Source organism: Streptomyces sp. NPDC031554 (assembly GCF_055580685.1).
Window position 1 is genome coordinate 31,458 of record NZ_JBVIKX010000022.1, and the last position, 15,286, is coordinate 46,743.

Annotated in this window: 14 protein-coding genes and 4 pseudogenes; 6 read left to right on the plus strand and 12 right to left on the minus strand. The window is 71.2% G+C overall.

From position 1 onward, the window contains the following. Positions 1 to 79: 79 nt before the first annotated feature. Positions 80 to 754 (plus strand): lytic polysaccharide monooxygenase auxiliary activity family 9 protein, encoded by a 675-nt coding sequence (locus tag ACZ5FU_RS34350; protein ID WP_468646558.1) that lies wholly within the window; start codon positions 80 to 82, stop codon positions 752 to 754. A 465-nt stretch (positions 755 to 1,219) separates the two neighbouring features. Here ACZ5FU_RS34350 and ACZ5FU_RS34355 read toward each other — a convergent pair whose 3' ends face one another. After that, positions 1,220 to 1,687: a VOC family protein gene (locus ACZ5FU_RS34355; protein ID WP_468646559.1), complete on the minus strand. Its 468-nt coding sequence runs from the start codon at positions 1,685 to 1,687 to the stop codon at positions 1,220 to 1,222. 107 nt (positions 1,688 to 1,794) lie between these two features. Between ACZ5FU_RS34355 and ACZ5FU_RS34360 the strand changes: the two genes are divergently transcribed. Further along, on the plus strand, positions 1,795 to 2,835 hold the full coding sequence (locus ACZ5FU_RS34360) for a helix-turn-helix transcriptional regulator (protein WP_469047870.1): 1,041 nt from the start codon (positions 1,795 to 1,797) through the stop codon (positions 2,833 to 2,835). Positions 2,836 to 2,860: 25 nt separating this feature from the next. Further along, a complete protein-coding gene (locus tag ACZ5FU_RS34365) occupies positions 2,861 to 3,457 on the plus strand; it encodes a YdeI/OmpD-associated family protein (RefSeq protein WP_451528163.1) in 597 nt (198 codons plus the stop codon). A gap of 384 nt (positions 3,458 to 3,841) precedes the next feature. Here ACZ5FU_RS34365 and ACZ5FU_RS34370 read toward each other — a convergent pair whose 3' ends face one another. The 6 genes and pseudogenes from ACZ5FU_RS34370 to ACZ5FU_RS34395 all read right to left on the minus strand — a co-directional run. Then, the gene (locus ACZ5FU_RS34370) at positions 3,842 to 4,123 is read right to left on the minus strand and encodes a hypothetical protein (protein ID WP_451528162.1); all 282 of its coding nucleotides are present in this window, start codon (positions 4,121 to 4,123) and stop codon (positions 3,842 to 3,844) included. Between the two features lie 77 nt (positions 4,124 to 4,200). Then, positions 4,201 to 4,884: a response regulator transcription factor gene (locus ACZ5FU_RS34375; protein ID WP_468840034.1), complete on the minus strand. Its 684-nt coding sequence runs from the start codon at positions 4,882 to 4,884 to the stop codon at positions 4,201 to 4,203. Continuing rightward, the gene (locus ACZ5FU_RS34380; protein WP_469047872.1) at positions 4,881 to 6,077 is read right to left on the minus strand and encodes a sensor histidine kinase; all 1,197 of its coding nucleotides are present in this window, start codon (positions 6,075 to 6,077) and stop codon (positions 4,881 to 4,883) included. Before ACZ5FU_RS34380 ends, ACZ5FU_RS34375 begins: the two co-directional genes overlap by 4 nt. A gap of 104 nt (positions 6,078 to 6,181) precedes the next feature. Next, a complete protein-coding gene (locus ACZ5FU_RS34385) occupies positions 6,182 to 8,401 on the minus strand; it encodes an MMPL family transporter (RefSeq protein WP_469047874.1) in 2,220 nt (739 codons plus the stop codon). A gap of 550 nt (positions 8,402 to 8,951) precedes the next feature. Continuing rightward, entirely contained in the window at positions 8,952 to 10,322 is a 1,371-nt protein-coding gene (locus tag ACZ5FU_RS34390) for a hypothetical protein (RefSeq protein ID WP_469047875.1), read from the minus strand. 275 nt (positions 10,323 to 10,597) lie between these two features. Then, positions 10,598 to 10,819 (minus strand): annotated as a pseudogene (locus tag ACZ5FU_RS34395) (IS6 family transposase); the annotation flags it as partial. 348 nt (positions 10,820 to 11,167) lie between these two features. Here ACZ5FU_RS34395 and ACZ5FU_RS34400 point away from each other — a divergent pair. Continuing rightward, positions 11,168 to 11,395, plus strand: a complete 228-nt coding sequence (locus ACZ5FU_RS34400) for a hypothetical protein (RefSeq protein WP_469047877.1) — start codon at positions 11,168 to 11,170, stop codon at positions 11,393 to 11,395. Positions 11,396 to 11,512: 117 nt separating this feature from the next. Beyond that, positions 11,513 to 11,926 carry a hypothetical protein gene (locus ACZ5FU_RS34405; protein WP_451528156.1) on the plus strand — a complete coding sequence of 138 codons (414 nt, stop codon included), beginning with the start codon at positions 11,513 to 11,515 and terminating at the stop codon, positions 11,924 to 11,926. Positions 11,927 to 12,093: 167 nt separating this feature from the next. Here ACZ5FU_RS34405 and ACZ5FU_RS34410 read toward each other — a convergent pair. The 3 genes and pseudogenes from ACZ5FU_RS34410 to ACZ5FU_RS34420 form a co-directional block, all read right to left on the minus strand. Further along, positions 12,094 to 12,251: pseudogene (locus ACZ5FU_RS34410) on the minus strand (IS5/IS1182 family transposase); the annotation flags it as partial. Then, positions 12,252 to 12,400 (minus strand): annotated as a pseudogene (locus tag ACZ5FU_RS34415) (ergot alkaloid biosynthesis protein); the annotation flags it as partial. Between the two features lie 3 nt (positions 12,401 to 12,403). Continuing rightward, positions 12,404 to 12,874: a hypothetical protein gene (locus ACZ5FU_RS34420; RefSeq protein ID WP_468646564.1), complete on the minus strand. Its 471-nt coding sequence runs from the start codon at positions 12,872 to 12,874 to the stop codon at positions 12,404 to 12,406. Positions 12,875 to 13,103: 229 nt separating this feature from the next. On the opposite strand from ACZ5FU_RS34420, the pseudogene ACZ5FU_RS34425 reads away from it, so the two are divergent. Next, positions 13,104 to 13,421 (plus strand): annotated as a pseudogene (locus ACZ5FU_RS34425) (transposase family protein); the annotation flags it as partial. A gap of 42 nt (positions 13,422 to 13,463) precedes the next feature. Here the strand turns inward: ACZ5FU_RS34425 and ACZ5FU_RS34430 are convergent. Continuing rightward, positions 13,464 to 14,552 (minus strand): CU044_5270 family protein, encoded by a 1,089-nt coding sequence (locus ACZ5FU_RS34430; protein ID WP_451528154.1) that lies wholly within the window; start codon positions 14,550 to 14,552, stop codon positions 13,464 to 13,466. Then, positions 14,549 to 15,181, minus strand: coding sequence for an RNA polymerase sigma factor (locus ACZ5FU_RS34435; RefSeq protein ID WP_451528153.1), 633 nt, complete (start codon positions 15,179 to 15,181; stop codon positions 14,549 to 14,551). Before ACZ5FU_RS34435 ends, ACZ5FU_RS34430 begins: the two co-directional genes overlap by 4 nt. Positions 15,182 to 15,286 lie beyond the last annotated feature (105 nt).

A 15,286-nucleotide genomic window follows, 5' to 3' on the forward strand; every position in this document is an offset into this window, starting at 1 on the left:
TTCATTGACATTTCTTTCGGAGGACGTACCGTTGGGAGCGCTCCCATCACAGTCTCGCAACTGGAAGGAGTCCCCCCACATGCACCGACAGAGCCCGTCGACCGGGCGTTCCCGGCTGTCCCCCCGCCGACCTCTCCAGGCGCTCGTCATGGTGTTCGCCGTGGTGGTCGGTGCGCTGGCCTGGTCGGCCCCCGCCCAGGCCCACGGCACCATCGTCAGCCCCGCCACCCGCGCGTACCAGTGCTGGAAGACGTGGGGCAGCAACCACACGAGCCCGGCCATGCAGACCGAAGACCCCATGTGCTATCAGGCGTTCCAGGCCAACGCCGACACCATGTGGAACTGGATGAGCGCGCTCCGCGACGGCCTCGGCGGCCAGTTCCAGGCGCGGACTCCCGACGGGACGCTCTGCAGCAACAACCTCTCCAGGAACGCCAGTCTGGACAGGCCCGGGCCGTGGAGGACGACCAACGTCGGCAACAACTTCACGGTCCAGCTGTACGACCAGGCGTCCCACGGTGCCGACTACTTCAAGGTCTACGTGAGCAAGCAGGGCTTCAACCCCAAGACCCAGACCCTGGGCTGGAACAACCTCGACTTCATCACGCAGACCGGACGTTTCGCCCCGGCACAGGACATCAGGTTCAACGTCAGCACCTCGGGTTACAGCGGACACCACGTCCTGTTCGTGATCTGGCAGGCCTCGCACCTCGACCAGGCCTACATGTGGTGCAGCGACGTGAACTTCGGCTGAGCCGTCCGGAGGGCGCCGCGCACGGCACCGGCCCCGGCCGGGCGCCGGTGGCCCGCCGCCGGGCCGACCGAGCTCCGTCGGGGCAGGGGACGCATCGGGTCGCCCTGCCCCGGCGGGGCTCCGCGCGCTCCCGGTGTGCGGACGACCCGGTCGTGCGGCAGCCGGCTCCCCGCCGGTGGGGGTGGGGGGCGTGGAGGTCCGGAGGTGCTCAGGGCCGCCCGGGACGATGCCGCGGATGACGGTCCGGCCGGTGCAGCAGGTGCCGAGGAAGCCGTTGCCGGTCCCGGCCCGCTCCCGCGCCGGCAGACGCGGGAGCGGGCCCGCCGGTGGACGCGCGAAGCTGCCGGGGACGAGGTGATGCTTCGTGGCCCGGTGCCGGTGCGGCGAGGAGGGGCGGGTGAGCCGCACCGGGGCAGGGCCCGTGTGACACTGTGACGCGTCGTCCCTGCCCCGGTGCCGTCCGGTTCAGGCGGCGTGGGGGGTCTGGACGTCGAGGACCCAGGTGACGCCGAACCGGTCGGTGAGCATGCCGAAACCCGGGGTCCACGCCGACGCGGCGAGCGGCTCGATGACGGTGCCGCCCTCGGCGAGGGCGTTCCAGTAGCCGGTGATCTCGTCGAGGGTGTCGGCGCGGACGGACTGGAAGAACGTCCGGTCGGTGATCGTGGCACCGTTCTCCCGGTGGGTGGAGCCGGCCGTCACCGTGATGCCGGTGTCGTCCTGGCCGGGGATGTCGTAGGCCATGACGCGGAACCCGTCCCGGCTCTCGACCTGTCCGAACACGACCTTGTCGGCGCCGGGAACCTCTTTCGGCATGCCGACGTCGCCGTAGGTGGTGACGGTGAGCCGGCCCTCGAACACGGTCGCGTAGAACTCGAGTGCCTGGCGGGCGGTGCCGCGGAAGTTCAGGTGGGTGGTCGTCCTGATCGTCATGGTCTGCTCTTCTCCTCGGGGGGTTCGAGCGGCAGGTGTGCCGTCCGGGACGAGCATCACGGCAGAAGAGGTCAGGGACGGTCCTCCACTCGGAGCACACTGGCCTCATGATCGGAAGCACTTCGCGGATGCTCGCCCTGCTCTCGCTCCTGCAGACGCGGCGCGACTGGCCGGGGCAGGTCCTCGCGGAGCGTTTGGACGTGAGCCCGCGCACGGTCCGCCGCGACGTGGGCCGCCTGCGGGAACTCGGTTACCGGATCGGGTCGGTGAAGGGACCCGACGGCGGGTACCGGCTCGAGGCCGGCTCCGAGCTGCCGCCGCTGCTGTTCGACGACGAACAGGCGGTCGCGATCGCGGTCGCGCTCCAGGGCGTGTCCTCCACCGGGGTCGACATCGACGAGGCGGCGGTCCGCGCGTTGGCCACGGTCCGTCAGGTGATGCCGTCCAGGCTCCGCCATCGCGTCGACGGCATCCGCTTCACCGGGACCGAGGCCTCCTGCCGTGTCGGTCCCTCGGTGCTCGAGACCATCAGCGCCGCCGTCCGGGACCGGCACACGCTCCGGTTCGGCTACGGCGGGGGCGACGTCCCCGCACGGCGTGTGCAGCCGCACGCGATCGTCGCCCGCAAGAGCCGGTGGTATCTGATCGCATGGGATCTGGACCGTGACGACTGGCGCGTCTTCCGCATGGACCGCATGGCGCCGCGCACCCCGACGGGCCCGGTCTTCACGCCCCGCGCGCTTCCCGCAGCCGATGCGCGCTCCTTCCTCGCCGCCCGGTCCAGGGGATCGGGGAGCGGGGAGCGCTGGCCCTGCGTGGGCGAGGTCGTCGTCGAGCTTCCCGCGCGTGAGGTCATCCCCTGGACCGACGACGGTGAGGTCGAGGAACTCACCGAGCGGTCCTGTCGTGTCACGATCGGCTCGTGGTCCTGGGCCGGTCTGCTCGCCCGTGTGGCCCGGTACGACGCCCCCTTCACCGTGGTCGGCCCGGACGCCTTGGCCCGGGCCGCGGCGCAGCTCGCCGAACGGTTGCAGGACTCGGTCCGTCCGCCGGCGCCGAAGGGCCGGCCGTCGGGCAGGAGGATCCCGTGCGCGCCGCAAGCGCGGGGAAACGCGTCAGGACGCGGGAGAGTACAGGACACAGGGTGACCGTTCGGCGCGCGAGGATCGCTTCATGACGAACACAGCGAACACGGCGAAAGAGAATCCGGCAGGCCGGTTGGTCGTGGCCGACGCGCGGGCCTGGCGGACGTGGCTCGACGCCCAGGAGAACTCGTCCGCCGGGGTGCAGCTGATCCTCGCGAAGAAGGACACCACGGAACCGACCTCCCTGACCTACGGAGAGGCCCTCGAAGAGGCTCTCTGCAGCGGCTGGATCGACGGCCGCCGCAACGCCGTCGACGCACGCGTGTTCCAACAGTGCTTCACCCCGCGTCGAACCGCGTCGACGTGGTCCCGGCGAAACGTCACCATCGTCGCCACCCTGATCGAGCAGGGGCGCATGCGGCCACGGGGTCTCGCGGAGATCGAGCGGGCGAGGGCGGACGGGCGCTGGGACCGCGCCTACGCCGGGCAGGCCGAGGCCGAAGCACCCTCCGACCTCACCCGGGCACTTGCCGCGTCGCCCACGGCGGCGGTCCGCTTCGCCGCACTGAGCCGCGCGCAGCGCTACAGCATCATCCGTCAGGTGGTCACCGCGGCGAGCGGGACCAGCCGGAGGAACCGCATCGAGAAGTCCCTCGCGCGTCTGGAGACCGCCCCGCGGCCCTGACGCTGTCCGGCCGGGCCTCCGGGGCAGCAGGGGCCTCCCCGCCGGGAGGCCCTTCCCTCGTGCCTGTGCCGTTCGCAAACGTGTCGCTGCGGGTCGTGGAGGTCCGGTGGTGCCCAGGGCCGCCCGGGACGATGCCGTGGGTGCTCGTCCCGCCGGTGTGGCAGGTGACGAGGAAGCCCCTGTCGGTCCCGGCTGTGCTCCTGTGCCGGCAGGTGGCCGAGGACGCCGGACTCGCGGTCCCGCGGCACGAGAACGCGGTGCTGGGTCGCCCCCGTCACCGCACCGGTCCCGTACGGCGAAAGCAGCGGCCGCACGGTGTCGAACCCGACGGCCCCCGCCTTCCACCGTGCCGGCGCCCGGCCGCACGCCCGGGGACCGCCGAACTCAGGGTGTGTCGGCGTGGTCGCCGGAGCCGGCCGTTTCCTCCCGCACCATGCCGAGGAAGCGCCGGATCGCTTCGACCGGCATGTCGAGCCCTTCCGAAGCGGACTGCTCGTCGCCGAACACCTGCACGGCCTCGGTGACGGCTCCGGCCAGTTCGAGCTCTGCCCTGCGGACCTTGGCCTCGGCCTTGTCCACGGTGTCGACCACCGCCAGCTGACGGCGCTGCTTCTCCTGGAGCCTCTGCTTGCGGGAAAGGGTCTTGTCAAAGCTCTGCACGGACATGGCCAAGATCATAATCAGCTCGCGTTCCGGGCGGCTTCCAGGGCGGTGCCGATGACCGTGCCGACGCCCGGAAGCGCTCAATCGGCGTGCGGGGGGCGGGCGCGCACCAGTCCGCTCTGATAGGCGATCACCACCAGTTGCGCACGGTCACGGGCCCGTAGTTTCGCCATGGAGCGGGAGAGGTGACTGCGGACGGTCAGCGGGCTCAGGAAGAGGGTGTCGGCGATCTCGGCGTTGGACTTGCCGAGCGCGGCGAGCGCGACGACCTCGCGCTCGCGAGGGGTGAGGGCGGCGAGGCGTTCGGGCGGTGCCGGTCGTTCGTCCGCGTCCGGTGTGGCCAGGAAGCGGGTGATGAGGGCTCTGGTGGCCGCGGGGGAAAGCAGCGAGTCGCCCGCGGCCACGGTTCTGATGCCTGCCAGAAGAACGTCCGCGCTGACGTCCTTGCCCAGGAAACCGCTGGCGCCGGCGCGCAGGGCGCGAGCCACGTTCTCGTCGTTCTCGAAGGTGGTGAGCACCAGGACGCGGGTTGTGGACAGCTCCTGCCGTTCGCAGATGTCGGCGGTGGCGGCGATCCCGTCGGTCAGCGGCATCCTGATGTCCATGAGGACGACGTCCGGACGGTGGGCACGGGTGAGTTCGACGGCCTGCCGGCCGTCCGGGGCCTCGGCGACGACCGTCATGTCCGGGTCGGAGTCGATCAGGATGCGGAAGGTGGCCCTGAGCAGGGCCTGGTCGTCGGCGAGCAGGACGCGGATCGTCATGGGGCGGGCCGTTCGTCGTCGTTGTCGAGCGGAAGGGAGCAGAACACCTCGAACCCGCCCCGCCCGCTGTGGCCGGCGCGGAAGGTGCCGCCCGCGGCAAGGGCGCGCTCGCGCATGCCGATCAGCCCGAAACCACGAGGGGAAGGGGGTGCCGGCGCGTCCCCGTACGGAGCGGTGTCGTTGGCGACGAGGAGGGTCAGGCCGTAGGGCGTGTAGACCAGCCGGACGCGAGCGGTGGGAGTGACGGCGTACTTGGTGGCGTTGGTCAATGCCTCCTGGATGATCCGGTACGCCGTCAGGTCCAGTCCGGGGTTCAGGGGGCGTGGCCGGCCCTCCGCTTCGACGGACACGTCCAGACCGGCTTCCGAGCAGGTGGCGATCAGGTCGGGCAGTTGCCCGAGGCCGGGGGCGGGGGTCAGGTCGTCGGACGTGTCGGTGTCCTGGCGCAGGAGGCCCACCGTTCTCTTCATCTCACGCAGCGCCTCGGCGGTGGTTGCGGACAAGTGCTCCAGCATGTCGATGGCCTGGAGGGGGTTCGACCGGGCCAGGTGAGCGGCGGTCGTGGCCTGCGCGTTGGCCAGGGCGAGATGGTGGGCGACGACGTCGTGCAGTTCCCGGGCGATGCGCATGCGCTCCTGGACAACACGGTGGCGAGCCAGTTCCTCCCGCTCACGCTCGATGTGTTCGGCACGGGCCGCGGCGTACTCCCGGCGCACCCGGACGTAGCTCCCGAAGGCGGCGGTCAGCAGCACCCACCCCGCCGGGTTGACGACGGCGAGGATGATCGAGTGCTGGAGGGACGAGGTGCCCCACAACCCGGCGAGCACTACGCCCGCGGTGGCGGCCGAGACGCTGATCCCGGTGGCCCTGCGGTCGGTGCGCAGGCTGACGGAGTACAGCGCGATCAGGAGCGGCCCCATCAGGAGCGGGGTCAGCAGGTAGCCGAGAAGGCCCAGCCCGACCGTGCACAGGGTGGTCACGGCCATGACGGCGGACGTGTGGCGGTGTCGCCAGCGCACCGCCGCGCAGGCGACGAAGGACAGGACGACGGCAGGCCACAGGGCAAGGGGCTCGGAGAGCAGCCAGCCGGTGACGAGGGAGCCGACGGCCGTCACCAGGAACAGTACGGCGGGCACGACGATGCCGGAGGTCCCGGGCCTACTGCCGGCCCAACGCTGCCAGATGGTTCTCATCGTGCGATCTCTCCGGAGGCAAGCAGGGGATCAAGGACATGCTGACAGGTCCGGGCCGCTGCGTCGTGTCCGAGGTGGCGGCGGCCCGGGTCCTCGTCCTCGCGTCAGGTGCGAGCCGTTTCGGGGTGCCGCCTCGCGTGGTCGGCGGGGGCCGAGGGGCCGGCGGTGAGACCGGCGCCCTCGATGTCCACGTCGGGCAGCAGCCTGTCGAGCCAACGGGGCAGCCACCACGCCTTGTCGCCCAGCAGGGCGAGCACCGCCGGCACCAGGGCCATGCGGACCACGAAGGCGTCGAGGAGGACCGCGACCGCGAGCCCGAAGCCGATCGTCTTGATCATGGACTCGGCGGCCCCGATGAAGCCGGAGAAGACCGCGATCATGATCGCCGCGGCGGCCACGACCACGCGGGCGCTGTGCCGGAAGCCCGTGACGACCGCCTGCCCGGGACGGTCACCGTGTACGTACGCCTCCCGCATCCGGGAGACGAGGAAGACCTCGTAGTCCATGGCCAGCCCGAAGACGATGCCCACCAGGAAGATCGGCATCAGGCTCATGACGGGGCCGGTCTGCTCGACGCCCAGCAGCTCCGCTCCCCAGCCCCACTGGAAGACGGCCACCACCGAACCGAGTGCCGCCAGTACCGAGAGCAGGAAGCCGAAGGCCGCCTTGACGGGCACGAGCACCGAACGGAAGACCACCAGCAGCAGGACGAGGGCCAGTCCGACGATGACCGTCAGGTACGGCACCAGGGCGTCCTTCAGGGCCTGGGCGACGTCGATGTCCATCGCGGTGCTGCCGGTCACCTCGAAGGTCGCGCCGGTGTCGGCCTCCAGCCCGGCGCGCTCCGCGCGGATGGACTGGACCAGGTCCTTCGTCCTCTCGTCGTTCGGGCCCGTGGCGGGGACGGCCGAGACGAGTGCGGTGTCGCCGTCCTCGTTGAAACGGGCGGGAGACACGGACACGACGCCTTCGGTGTTTTTGATCTCTTCGACGACGGTCCCGACCGCGGCCTCGGGCCCGTCGGCGTCCCGGGCGTCGACGACGATGGTCAGCGGGCCGTTGAAGCCGGCGCCGAAGCCGTCGGCGAGGGCGTCGTAGGCGCGTCGCTCGGTCGTGGAGGTCGGTTTCGACTCCGCGCCCGGCATGCCCATCTCGAGCTGGGCCGTGGGCAGGGCGAGCGCCCCGAGGCCCGCCACGCAGACCAGCAGCACCGCCACGGGGCGGCGCAGCACGAAGCGAGCCCACCGCGTTCCGCCGTTGTCGTGTGCCGGCGTGCGCGTCCTGGCGCCCTCGCCCGCCTTGCGCGTCCGTCGGGGAAGGACCGCGTCGGGCCACATGCCGAGCAGTGCCGGGACCAGGGTCAGGGCGACGAGTACGGCGACCACGACGGCCCCCGCGGCACACATGCCCATCTTGGTGAGCATCGGGACGTCGACCACGGTCAGGCCGACCAGGGCGATCACCACCGTCAGACCGGCGAAGACGACCGCGGAGCCGGCTGTGCCGACCGCGAGAGCGGTTGCTTCCTGTGCGTCACGGCCCCTGGCCCGCTCCTCCCGGTAGCGGGAGACGACGAACAGGGCGTAGTCGATGCCGACCGCGATGCCGAGCATCGACGCGAGCGTGCCGGTGGTCGCGGTCAGGCCGAAGAGGCTGCCCACGGCCATGATCGCCGCCATGGTGACGCCGACGCCGACGACGGCGGTCAGCAGCGGAAGTCCGGCGGCCGCGAGCGATCCGAAGGTGATCAGCAGGACCACGGCGGCCAGCGCGAAGCCGATGCCCTCGGCGGCGCCGCCCGCCGAGGGCTGCGAGGCGAGCGCGTCGCCTCCCACCTCGACGGTGAGGCCGGCGTCGCGGGCCTTGTCGATCGACTTCTCCAGGGTGGCCCTGCTGGAGTCGGTGAGGTCGTCGGCCTTGACCTTGAAGTCGATCGTGGCGTACGCCGTGGAGGCGTCCTCGCTGACCGCCTTCGTCCGGAAGGGGCTGGTGGCGGAGGCCACCTGGCTTCCGCTGCGGGCCTCGTCCACCAGTTCGTCGATGGCAGCGCGGTTGCCGGCCTCGGTGACCTTCTCCCCGTCGGCCGCGATGAAGACGATGCGGGCGCCGGCCCCGTCCGCGTCGGCGCCGGGGAAGCGTTCGCCGATCAGGTCGAAGGCCTTCTGGGCCTCGATGCCGGGCATGAAGGAAGTGTCGTCGTCACCGGCGCCGGGCGCCTTGGCTGCGCCGGCGCCGAGGGCGCCGAGGAGCACGGCCCACAGCAGCACCACGAGCCATCGCCGCCGGAAAGCGGCACGGCCCATGCGATACAGGAAGGTAGCCACGAAGAAGGTTCTCCAGGTCGGATCTCGGGGACGCATCCCAAGATCGCCCGGCGGGCCTGCTCGCGTCATCGTGCGAGTGCCGTCAATGTTCCCTGGTCGCCAGGCACCAGAGGAGACTCTCGTGTGGTCTTGGCGGACGAGCCGGCCGTCCTCCTCAAGCATGACGTGCGTACATGACACCACAGGTGCGGTCTCACCGGACCGGCACCTGACACGCCGACGGCACCCGGGGCGCCGTCGCCGCGGGGTCAAGCGGCACGCCGCACATCCCGGCCGGCACCGGTGATTCAGGACAGGCCGGTCGCCGTGATGGCCAGGGCGGTGCGCAAGGTCGCCGCGAGGTCGGCCCGGGCGGCCGCGGGGTCGGAGCCCGAGCCGGTCGGACACTGCGACGATCAGCCCGTCCCGGAGCGGTTTGCGGATCTTGCCGCCGCTCCTCCGTCGGATCTGTGCGACCGAATCCTCCAGCCACGCCGGTGTCTTGTCCCGGGCGATGTCCTGGCGCAGTTCCGGCACCGGCCGGGTCTCGTCGTTCCCGAGAAAGAGTGGTCTACTCCCCCGTGCGGTCGGCGCACGCCGAGCGGACCTCTTCCAGCAGTTGCGGGTAGTGCTCGCCATAGGTGTTCAGGGCGTGCCACACCGCGTCCAGTGCCGCCTTGAGCGGGGCGGGCCCGGCGGCGGCGAGCACGGCGGGAAGCGCGAAGTGCGGCTGTGAGATCCACGAGGGTTCGCGCGGGGTGCCGAAGGTGTGGACCACCACGGCGGCATCGTGTCCCGTGCCTGTGGTCGGTGTCGCGCTCCGGTCGGCGGACGCCGCCGGTGCGAGCGTGCCCAGTCTCCGGCCGAGGCCCGGCCGGCTCGGTGCGTCCTGGCCCGGCTCCGTGGCCGAGACCCACTTTCCTCCGGCCTTCGCCGGAGAGGCCTGCTGCTGGCGCAGCGGTCGGTCCGCGAGGGTGGGCGGCCGGTACGGCGCTCGCTGCGGAGGTGTCGCCTCGAGCACCGACCGATCCGGTACGCGCGGATCGGAGCGCAGGGTCTGCGACAGCAGGTCCCGGTCGTCGAACGGCGGGGGCAGCGGACGCTTGTGCGCCAACGCGGTGAGTGCCTCGGCGACCCACGGCACATCGGTCAGGCCGGCCGCTTCGCAGGCCCGCCGGGCGGCCAGCAGCGCCACCGCACGCTGGACGCCCGGGTCTGCGGCGTCGAGGGCGTGCACCAGGTCGCTGTCGAAGCGGAGCAGGCCGAGGACGTTGCTCTCGCGGGCATCGCGCAGTGCCCGGCTCGGCAGCCGTCCGCCCCACTGCCACCGCTCGTGGTGCACTCGCCGCTCCTCGGCGGCCCGCTCCCGCGCCCGGCGGGCCAGGCGCTCGGACTCGGCGCGCTGCTCGGGGGTGGGCGGGGGCGGAAGGTCGCGCGCGTAGCGATGCCGGTGGGCGGCGTGCCGGGAGGTCTGGCGGACCACCCGGTCCGGGCGGGGCGGCGCGGGCCAGAACTGCAGGAGGTAGCTGTCCGCCCGCGGCTCCCCGTCCACCCTGGTGTCGAGTTCCCGCCCCCGGTCCGCCCCCCGGGCGCAGTAGCGCACCCGGTAGTCGGTGCGCGGCAGGTCCAGGTCCCAGGCGGCCTCGCCCGCCCACTGCACCAGACTGGTGCCTTGCGACACCGGCCGGAAGGGCACCTCCACCACGTCCTCCCACGCCGGATCCAACGGAGGGGGCGCATCGTGGACCTCCACGACGAAGCCGACGTCGCCCGTGTGCAGTCCGGTGCTCAGCCAGAGCGCGCCCGGGACCGCGGCCCCGCACAACCCGTTGGCCTGGCCCGCGAACGCCTCCGGGAGGCCCGGGGTCGTGCCGGCCGGATCGCTCTCGACGTGGATCTGACCGTAGTGAACATGCACCTCGCCCGTGACCGGCCTGCGCACAGCACCCCTCCTCTTCGTCACCGACGGCCTCGGGGCCCTCTGCCTGACGGGCCGTCACGTTTTCGCATCATGTCGCAGGCCACTGACATTGAGTCGTAGGTCGGCTCGAAGTGCCGGTGCTCGCCCGGACGCGGAGCGCCTCGAGGTGAAGGGCCTGCCCGGTGGTGCTCTCGGTCCCACCGTCGCACCGGCGCTGTCACGTTGTCGGGTGCGTGAGTGCCTGACGGCGCGTTGGGGCATGACGGGCCCTGGGCCGGGGGGACTTCGGGCCGTGGTGGGCGAGCCGGCAGCGCAGGTGTCTGCTCCCGGACGGCGAAGCGGACGGTCCTCCCGGCTCGGTGGTCGCAGGCTGTCGCCGGGTGACGGCGAGGCCGGGGGCGGGCCGAGATGCCGCTGAGCGCGGACAGGCAGCGCTGCGCCCCGCCCACGCTGCGGAAGATCTTCATCGCGCGTTCGCGCTGTCTCGTCGACCGATGACTGTTCTCGGCCCGATGGGAAGATCATCCACCGGGTCGATCAACGTGACGGTGCCCCGGACATGCTCAACGCCCGCGGTCGCCCCTGATGGACGACCCGGCATCGCAGCGCGGCCACGACGGTACGACGGCAACTGCGCCGGTGCGGCGGGTCCGAGGCCCGGCAGAAGAACGCCGACCGTATTTCTGCAGGTGGAACTGCCTGGGACCGTACCCGTCCACCGTGATCGACTGGGCCTGCCGCAGGGGCGCTGCCCCGCACCGGCGGACGACCCCACCGCCGACGCACAGCGTCCCCGCCCGGCCCCTCCCGGTGGTCCGGGAACGAAAAGCGGGAAATGTCGAGCAGAGCGAAAGGCAGGAGCGGACATGAAGCAGAAGATCACTTCGTTTGCCGGTGCCATGGCCATGGCCGGTGGCGTCGTCATCGCGGCCGTGGCCGCGGTCACCGGCCAGGCGTCCGAGGCGGACCACGGACGGCCCGGTTCCGCCCCCGCCCCGCACGCGACCGTGGTCCTCGGCCACCAGCTGTCCGATTCCGACCTCGCCGCGCCGCTCGGTGAGTGGGGCATGGGCCGGCGGACGCCGCGCGCCTAGGTCCTGCCTCTCTGGCCGGCGTCATGTCCAGACGAGGCCGGCCATGAGACGGGGAGTCTGCTGTCCACACCGCGTGCCTGCCCGAACGGGCCGGTCGCACGTCCGAAGGAGAGAGTCATGCTGGTCGGTAAGTTCAAGGCAGCCGTGATCGCGGCCGCCGCGGTCGCGAGTGTCTCGGTGGTGGCCACGCCGGCCGAGGCGAGCAACTGCTCGCGCGGGGGCGGCGTCTACATCTGTGAATACGGCGTGAGCAGCTACAAACTGCCCGACGGTACGAAGCAGGAATTCGTCGTCGGTACCGACCGTGCGGTGTGGACCCGCTGGACCGACTCGGACGGGGACTGGTCGGGATGGATGTCCATGGGCGGAAAGGCGTGGAGCACGGCGCGCGCCTACGACTACGAAACCAGCGACCCCTGGACCTTCAGGGTGTTCTACTACGACCAGGCCGCAGAGTACTGGGGCCGCAACCGTGACCACGACGGCAACTGGTCTGCGTGGGCCCGCTACGACCTCCCGCTCAACGGCTGACCACCGCGCGCCCGGCCGTACGGCCCCATCGCTTCGGTCGGGTCTCCCCCACCTCGTTCGACGGCCTCCACGAACGGACATGCTCACGGGGCTGTCGTCGCGCTCCCGGTCGGTGTCCCGCCCCGTCGTCCATTGAGCGTTTTCAGCGTTGGCGCTCCAGGGTCCGGGGTGAGGACGGCAGCGGCAATGACCGTCATACGGTGGGGCTGCAGTGTGCTCTGCGGAAGACGCGCCAGGACTTCAGTCTCGCGGTGCCTCGTTCGACCGGTGCCCGGACCACTGACCGGGCCCGGTCGACCGTCCGCCGGGTCGGGTTGAGGTCCTGGTGCCGCATGAACCACGAGGGACGCAGAACCTCCCCCTGGTCGAACAGATCGGGCAGGGCCCGGTGCACCGCCCGCACCGCCGGGCCGCCGGGCCGCCTTCAGGGATGGCCGAGGAACTGAGCAGCACCGCGCGGCGCAAACCGACGGCGCTTCACCCTCGCCTGCGTCGGGCAGTCGCCTCTTCTTCCTCCTCTTTCCAGTACAGGACGAGGAAGAGCGCGAGGAGGAGGTCGTGAGGCAGCGGCTCCCCTTCGCCCGGTAGCTGCACTCGGCGAGGGCGGTTACCGAGTCGGTCGTAGAAGATCTCGAGGGGGCCGATGGTGCGCACGCGGTTGCCGAGCATGTCGTATCCGATTTCATGGGGGCCCATGCTCAGCAGGTGGGTGCCGAACTTCCTGTAGGTGCAGTCCCATGGGCCGACAGTGCGCGGCACGTTGCTCCATCGGCTGTAGGTGATCTCGGTGGAGCCCACGGCGCGCAGCCGTGTGCCGAGCAGGTCGTATTCGAGTGTCCATGGGCCGAGGGTGCGGGGTTGGGTGCCCAGACGGCTGTAGGTGATCGGCACATCGCCGATGGCGCGCAGACGGTTTCCGAGCATGTCGTAGGTCAGCTCGAAGTTCATGTGCCGCCTCGCTTCCAGGGAGGGCGCCGCGCCGGCCGGTCCGACGGTGCGGGACGGACTCGATGCGTGTACCTGGGTCGCCGGGCATCCCATGACCGAGTCGCGGGCCACGAAGGCCGACGGGTGTTTTCCCCAATCAGGCCCAGTTTTCTCCTCTCGGTGGAGTTTCGCAGCACGGCCTTTTGCTGTGCCTGAGCGCTGCGGCAGGCTTCGGGGCCGTCAGCAGACCGGTCGCCGCGATGATCCTGGCGCGGCCCGCGCCCACCGCATCATCCGGATTCGCGAACGCCAGGGCGTGTCCGTCCTCGCCGGCCGCGCCCGCATCGGCGCCGGCCCCTGGGTGACCACACCGATCAGACGGCTCCCGCACCAGGACCTCGACCCGCCCCGGCGGACGACCAACCGGGCCCTGTCCGCGGCACGGGCACCCGTCGAACGAAGCGTCGCGCGACGGAAGTCCTGGTGCATCTTCCGCCGAGCCCGCTGCGGTCCCCACCGCATGACCGCCATCGCCGCCGCCGTTCTCACCCTGGAGAGGCAACGCTGAAAGCGCTCACTGTCGGGGCGAGGGTGTGCACTGTCCCGTTGTTCAGGCCGTCTTCTGCTTGTCCGTGGGTTCGCGGTCGTCCCGGTCCACGACGCCGGTTTCCATGATGGCGGTGCTGTTGTAGAGGGTGGAGGGCTTGGTCCCGGCTGTGTGCGTGAGGTAGGAGCGCGAGCCGAGGAGTGTGAAACTGTGCCGGTCGAAGATCCACTCGTCTCGAGTTGCGGTGCCGGTCTCCTCTCGGGTGATTCCGATCCCGTGGCGGCCGGCGGCGTCGGTGGCGTCGGGAGTCACGCTCACGCCGGGGATCGTGGCGACGGTCTTGTACAGGGCCGCGGCATTGGCCGGCGGCATGACTGTTTCGTTCAGGAGATCGCCGATCTTCCTGAAGACGGCCTGTTCCTTCGATTCGTTCTCGAGGGGGCGGGTCTGGGCGTAGAGCAGTCTGCGCAGAGCGTCGGTGTCGGTGGGCAGCTTGGCCAGCCACTGGTAGGTGGGCCGGTCGATTCCGGCTGGGACTCCCCGCTCGGCACTGCCGTCAGGGGCGGCCGTCTCGAGGGGAATCCGCTGCCCGGACAGGGGAACGCCCTTTCCGGACTCACGGATCGCCCCGGTGCGAGTGATCGGTGCGGAGTCCTGCGACACCCAGATTTCGCGGCGGTGTGGAGCGCCGAGCTTCACCGGGCCGTCGAAGGTGCCTTCGTTGCTGCGGACCAGGCTTCGGACGTAGACGAACTGGTCGTCGCGGACCGGTTCGACGTCGGCTTCCATGGACGCGGCGGCGATGCGGTCGAGCGTGAGCACCACGCCGTTCGCTGCGGCGCGCTTCGCGTCGGTCGCCTCCGCCTTGGCGCCAGGTTCCTGCTCCGTGCCGGGAAGCGTGAGGATCAGAGCGCCGGCGAGGGCCATGGCCGTGGCGGGCAGGAGGAAGACCGGGCGCAGCCACCGCCGCCGAAGCGCGGGCGTCGCCGGGGTGGGGGCGGCCGTCTGCTCCTGGTCGATCTCGCGCAGCAGCACGTTCCGGTGGTGGAGGTGGCGGGTGGGTGGGAGGTCCCATTCGGGTGCGTCCGGCAACAGCCCGCGCAGGTGTGCGGCGTCGTCGCCGGAACCGTCATGGCGGTTTGAGGCAGTCATCGGTTTTCCTCCTGTGAGCACGCGGCCGCGAATGCGGCCTGCTTCTTTACCTCTCCGCGGGGGCCGTGCGGTTCCAGGTTTTTCGCACTGAGCCGATCGAGCCGTCGGCGGGCGCGCGCGAGCCGGGAGCGCACGGTGCCCAGGGGAATGTCCAGTGCCTCGGCGCATTCCTGGTAGGTGAGGCCGGACCACACGCACAGGACGAGAACTTCACGGTCCTGACTGCGCAGTCCGCTCAGGGCGCTGCGGACCACGGCCAGCCTGCGGGCGTCGTCGATGCGGCCCGCGCTCTCCTCGGCGAAGTCCGTCACCGCGGGTGGAGCCGGTTGGCGTGAGAGGAACAGGCGCTGTCGGCGCAGGCGGCGTGCGGCATTGTGCGCCTTGTGAGTGGCGATCCCCAGGAGCCACGGTCTGAGCGACCCGCCCTCGGGGTTCAGGGAAGCTCGGGTCCGCCACGCGGCGAGGAACGTCTCGGACATGATGTCCTCCGCCAGCGACCAGTCCCCGGTCAGCCGCAGCCCATGGTTGTACACCGCACGCGCGTGTGCGTCGTACAACGTGCCGAACGCGTCGCGGTCCCCGGCTCTTGTGCGCGCACGTAGCTCATCATCTCGATCTGTGTCTCTCACACCATGTACTCTCCGCAGTCCCGCCGGGGTTCCCGTGGCCTGCGTCACACCTCTTCCGAGCCGGCACCACTCCACAGGGGGATCTCTCCCGCACCCGCGCAAACG

What these genes read in the sequence shown, in the direction of transcription:
- ACZ5FU_RS34350 (WP_468646558.1), top strand. Translation starts at nt 80, where the DNA reads ATGCACCGACAGAGCCCGTCGACCGGGCGTTCCCGGCTGTCCCCCCGC.
- ACZ5FU_RS34355 (WP_468646559.1), bottom strand. Translation starts at nt 1,687, where the DNA reads ATGACGATCAGGACGACCACCCACCTGAACTTCCGCGGCACCGCCCGC.
- ACZ5FU_RS34360 (WP_469047870.1), top strand. Translation starts at nt 1,795, where the DNA reads ATGATCGGAAGCACTTCGCGGATGCTCGCCCTGCTCTCGCTCCTGCAG.
- ACZ5FU_RS34365 (WP_451528163.1), top strand. Translation starts at nt 2,861, where the DNA reads ATGACGAACACAGCGAACACGGCGAAAGAGAATCCGGCAGGCCGGTTG.
- ACZ5FU_RS34370 (WP_451528162.1), bottom strand. Translation starts at nt 4,123, where the DNA reads ATGTCCGTGCAGAGCTTTGACAAGACCCTTTCCCGCAAGCAGAGGCTC.
- ACZ5FU_RS34375 (WP_468840034.1), bottom strand. Translation starts at nt 4,884, where the DNA reads ATGACGATCCGCGTCCTGCTCGCCGACGACCAGGCCCTGCTCAGGGCC.
- ACZ5FU_RS34380 (WP_469047872.1), bottom strand. Translation starts at nt 6,077, where the DNA reads ATGAGAACCATCTGGCAGCGTTGGGCCGGCAGTAGGCCCGGGACCTCC.
- ACZ5FU_RS34400 (WP_469047877.1), top strand. Translation starts at nt 11,168, where the DNA reads ATGAAGCAGAAGATCACTTCGTTTGCCGGTGCCATGGCCATGGCCGGT.
- ACZ5FU_RS34405 (WP_451528156.1), top strand. Translation starts at nt 11,513, where the DNA reads ATGCTGGTCGGTAAGTTCAAGGCAGCCGTGATCGCGGCCGCCGCGGTC.
- ACZ5FU_RS34420 (WP_468646564.1), bottom strand. Translation starts at nt 12,874, where the DNA reads ATGAACTTCGAGCTGACCTACGACATGCTCGGAAACCGTCTGCGCGCC.
- ACZ5FU_RS34430 (WP_451528154.1), bottom strand. Translation starts at nt 14,552, where the DNA reads ATGACTGCCTCAAACCGCCATGACGGTTCCGGCGACGACGCCGCACAC.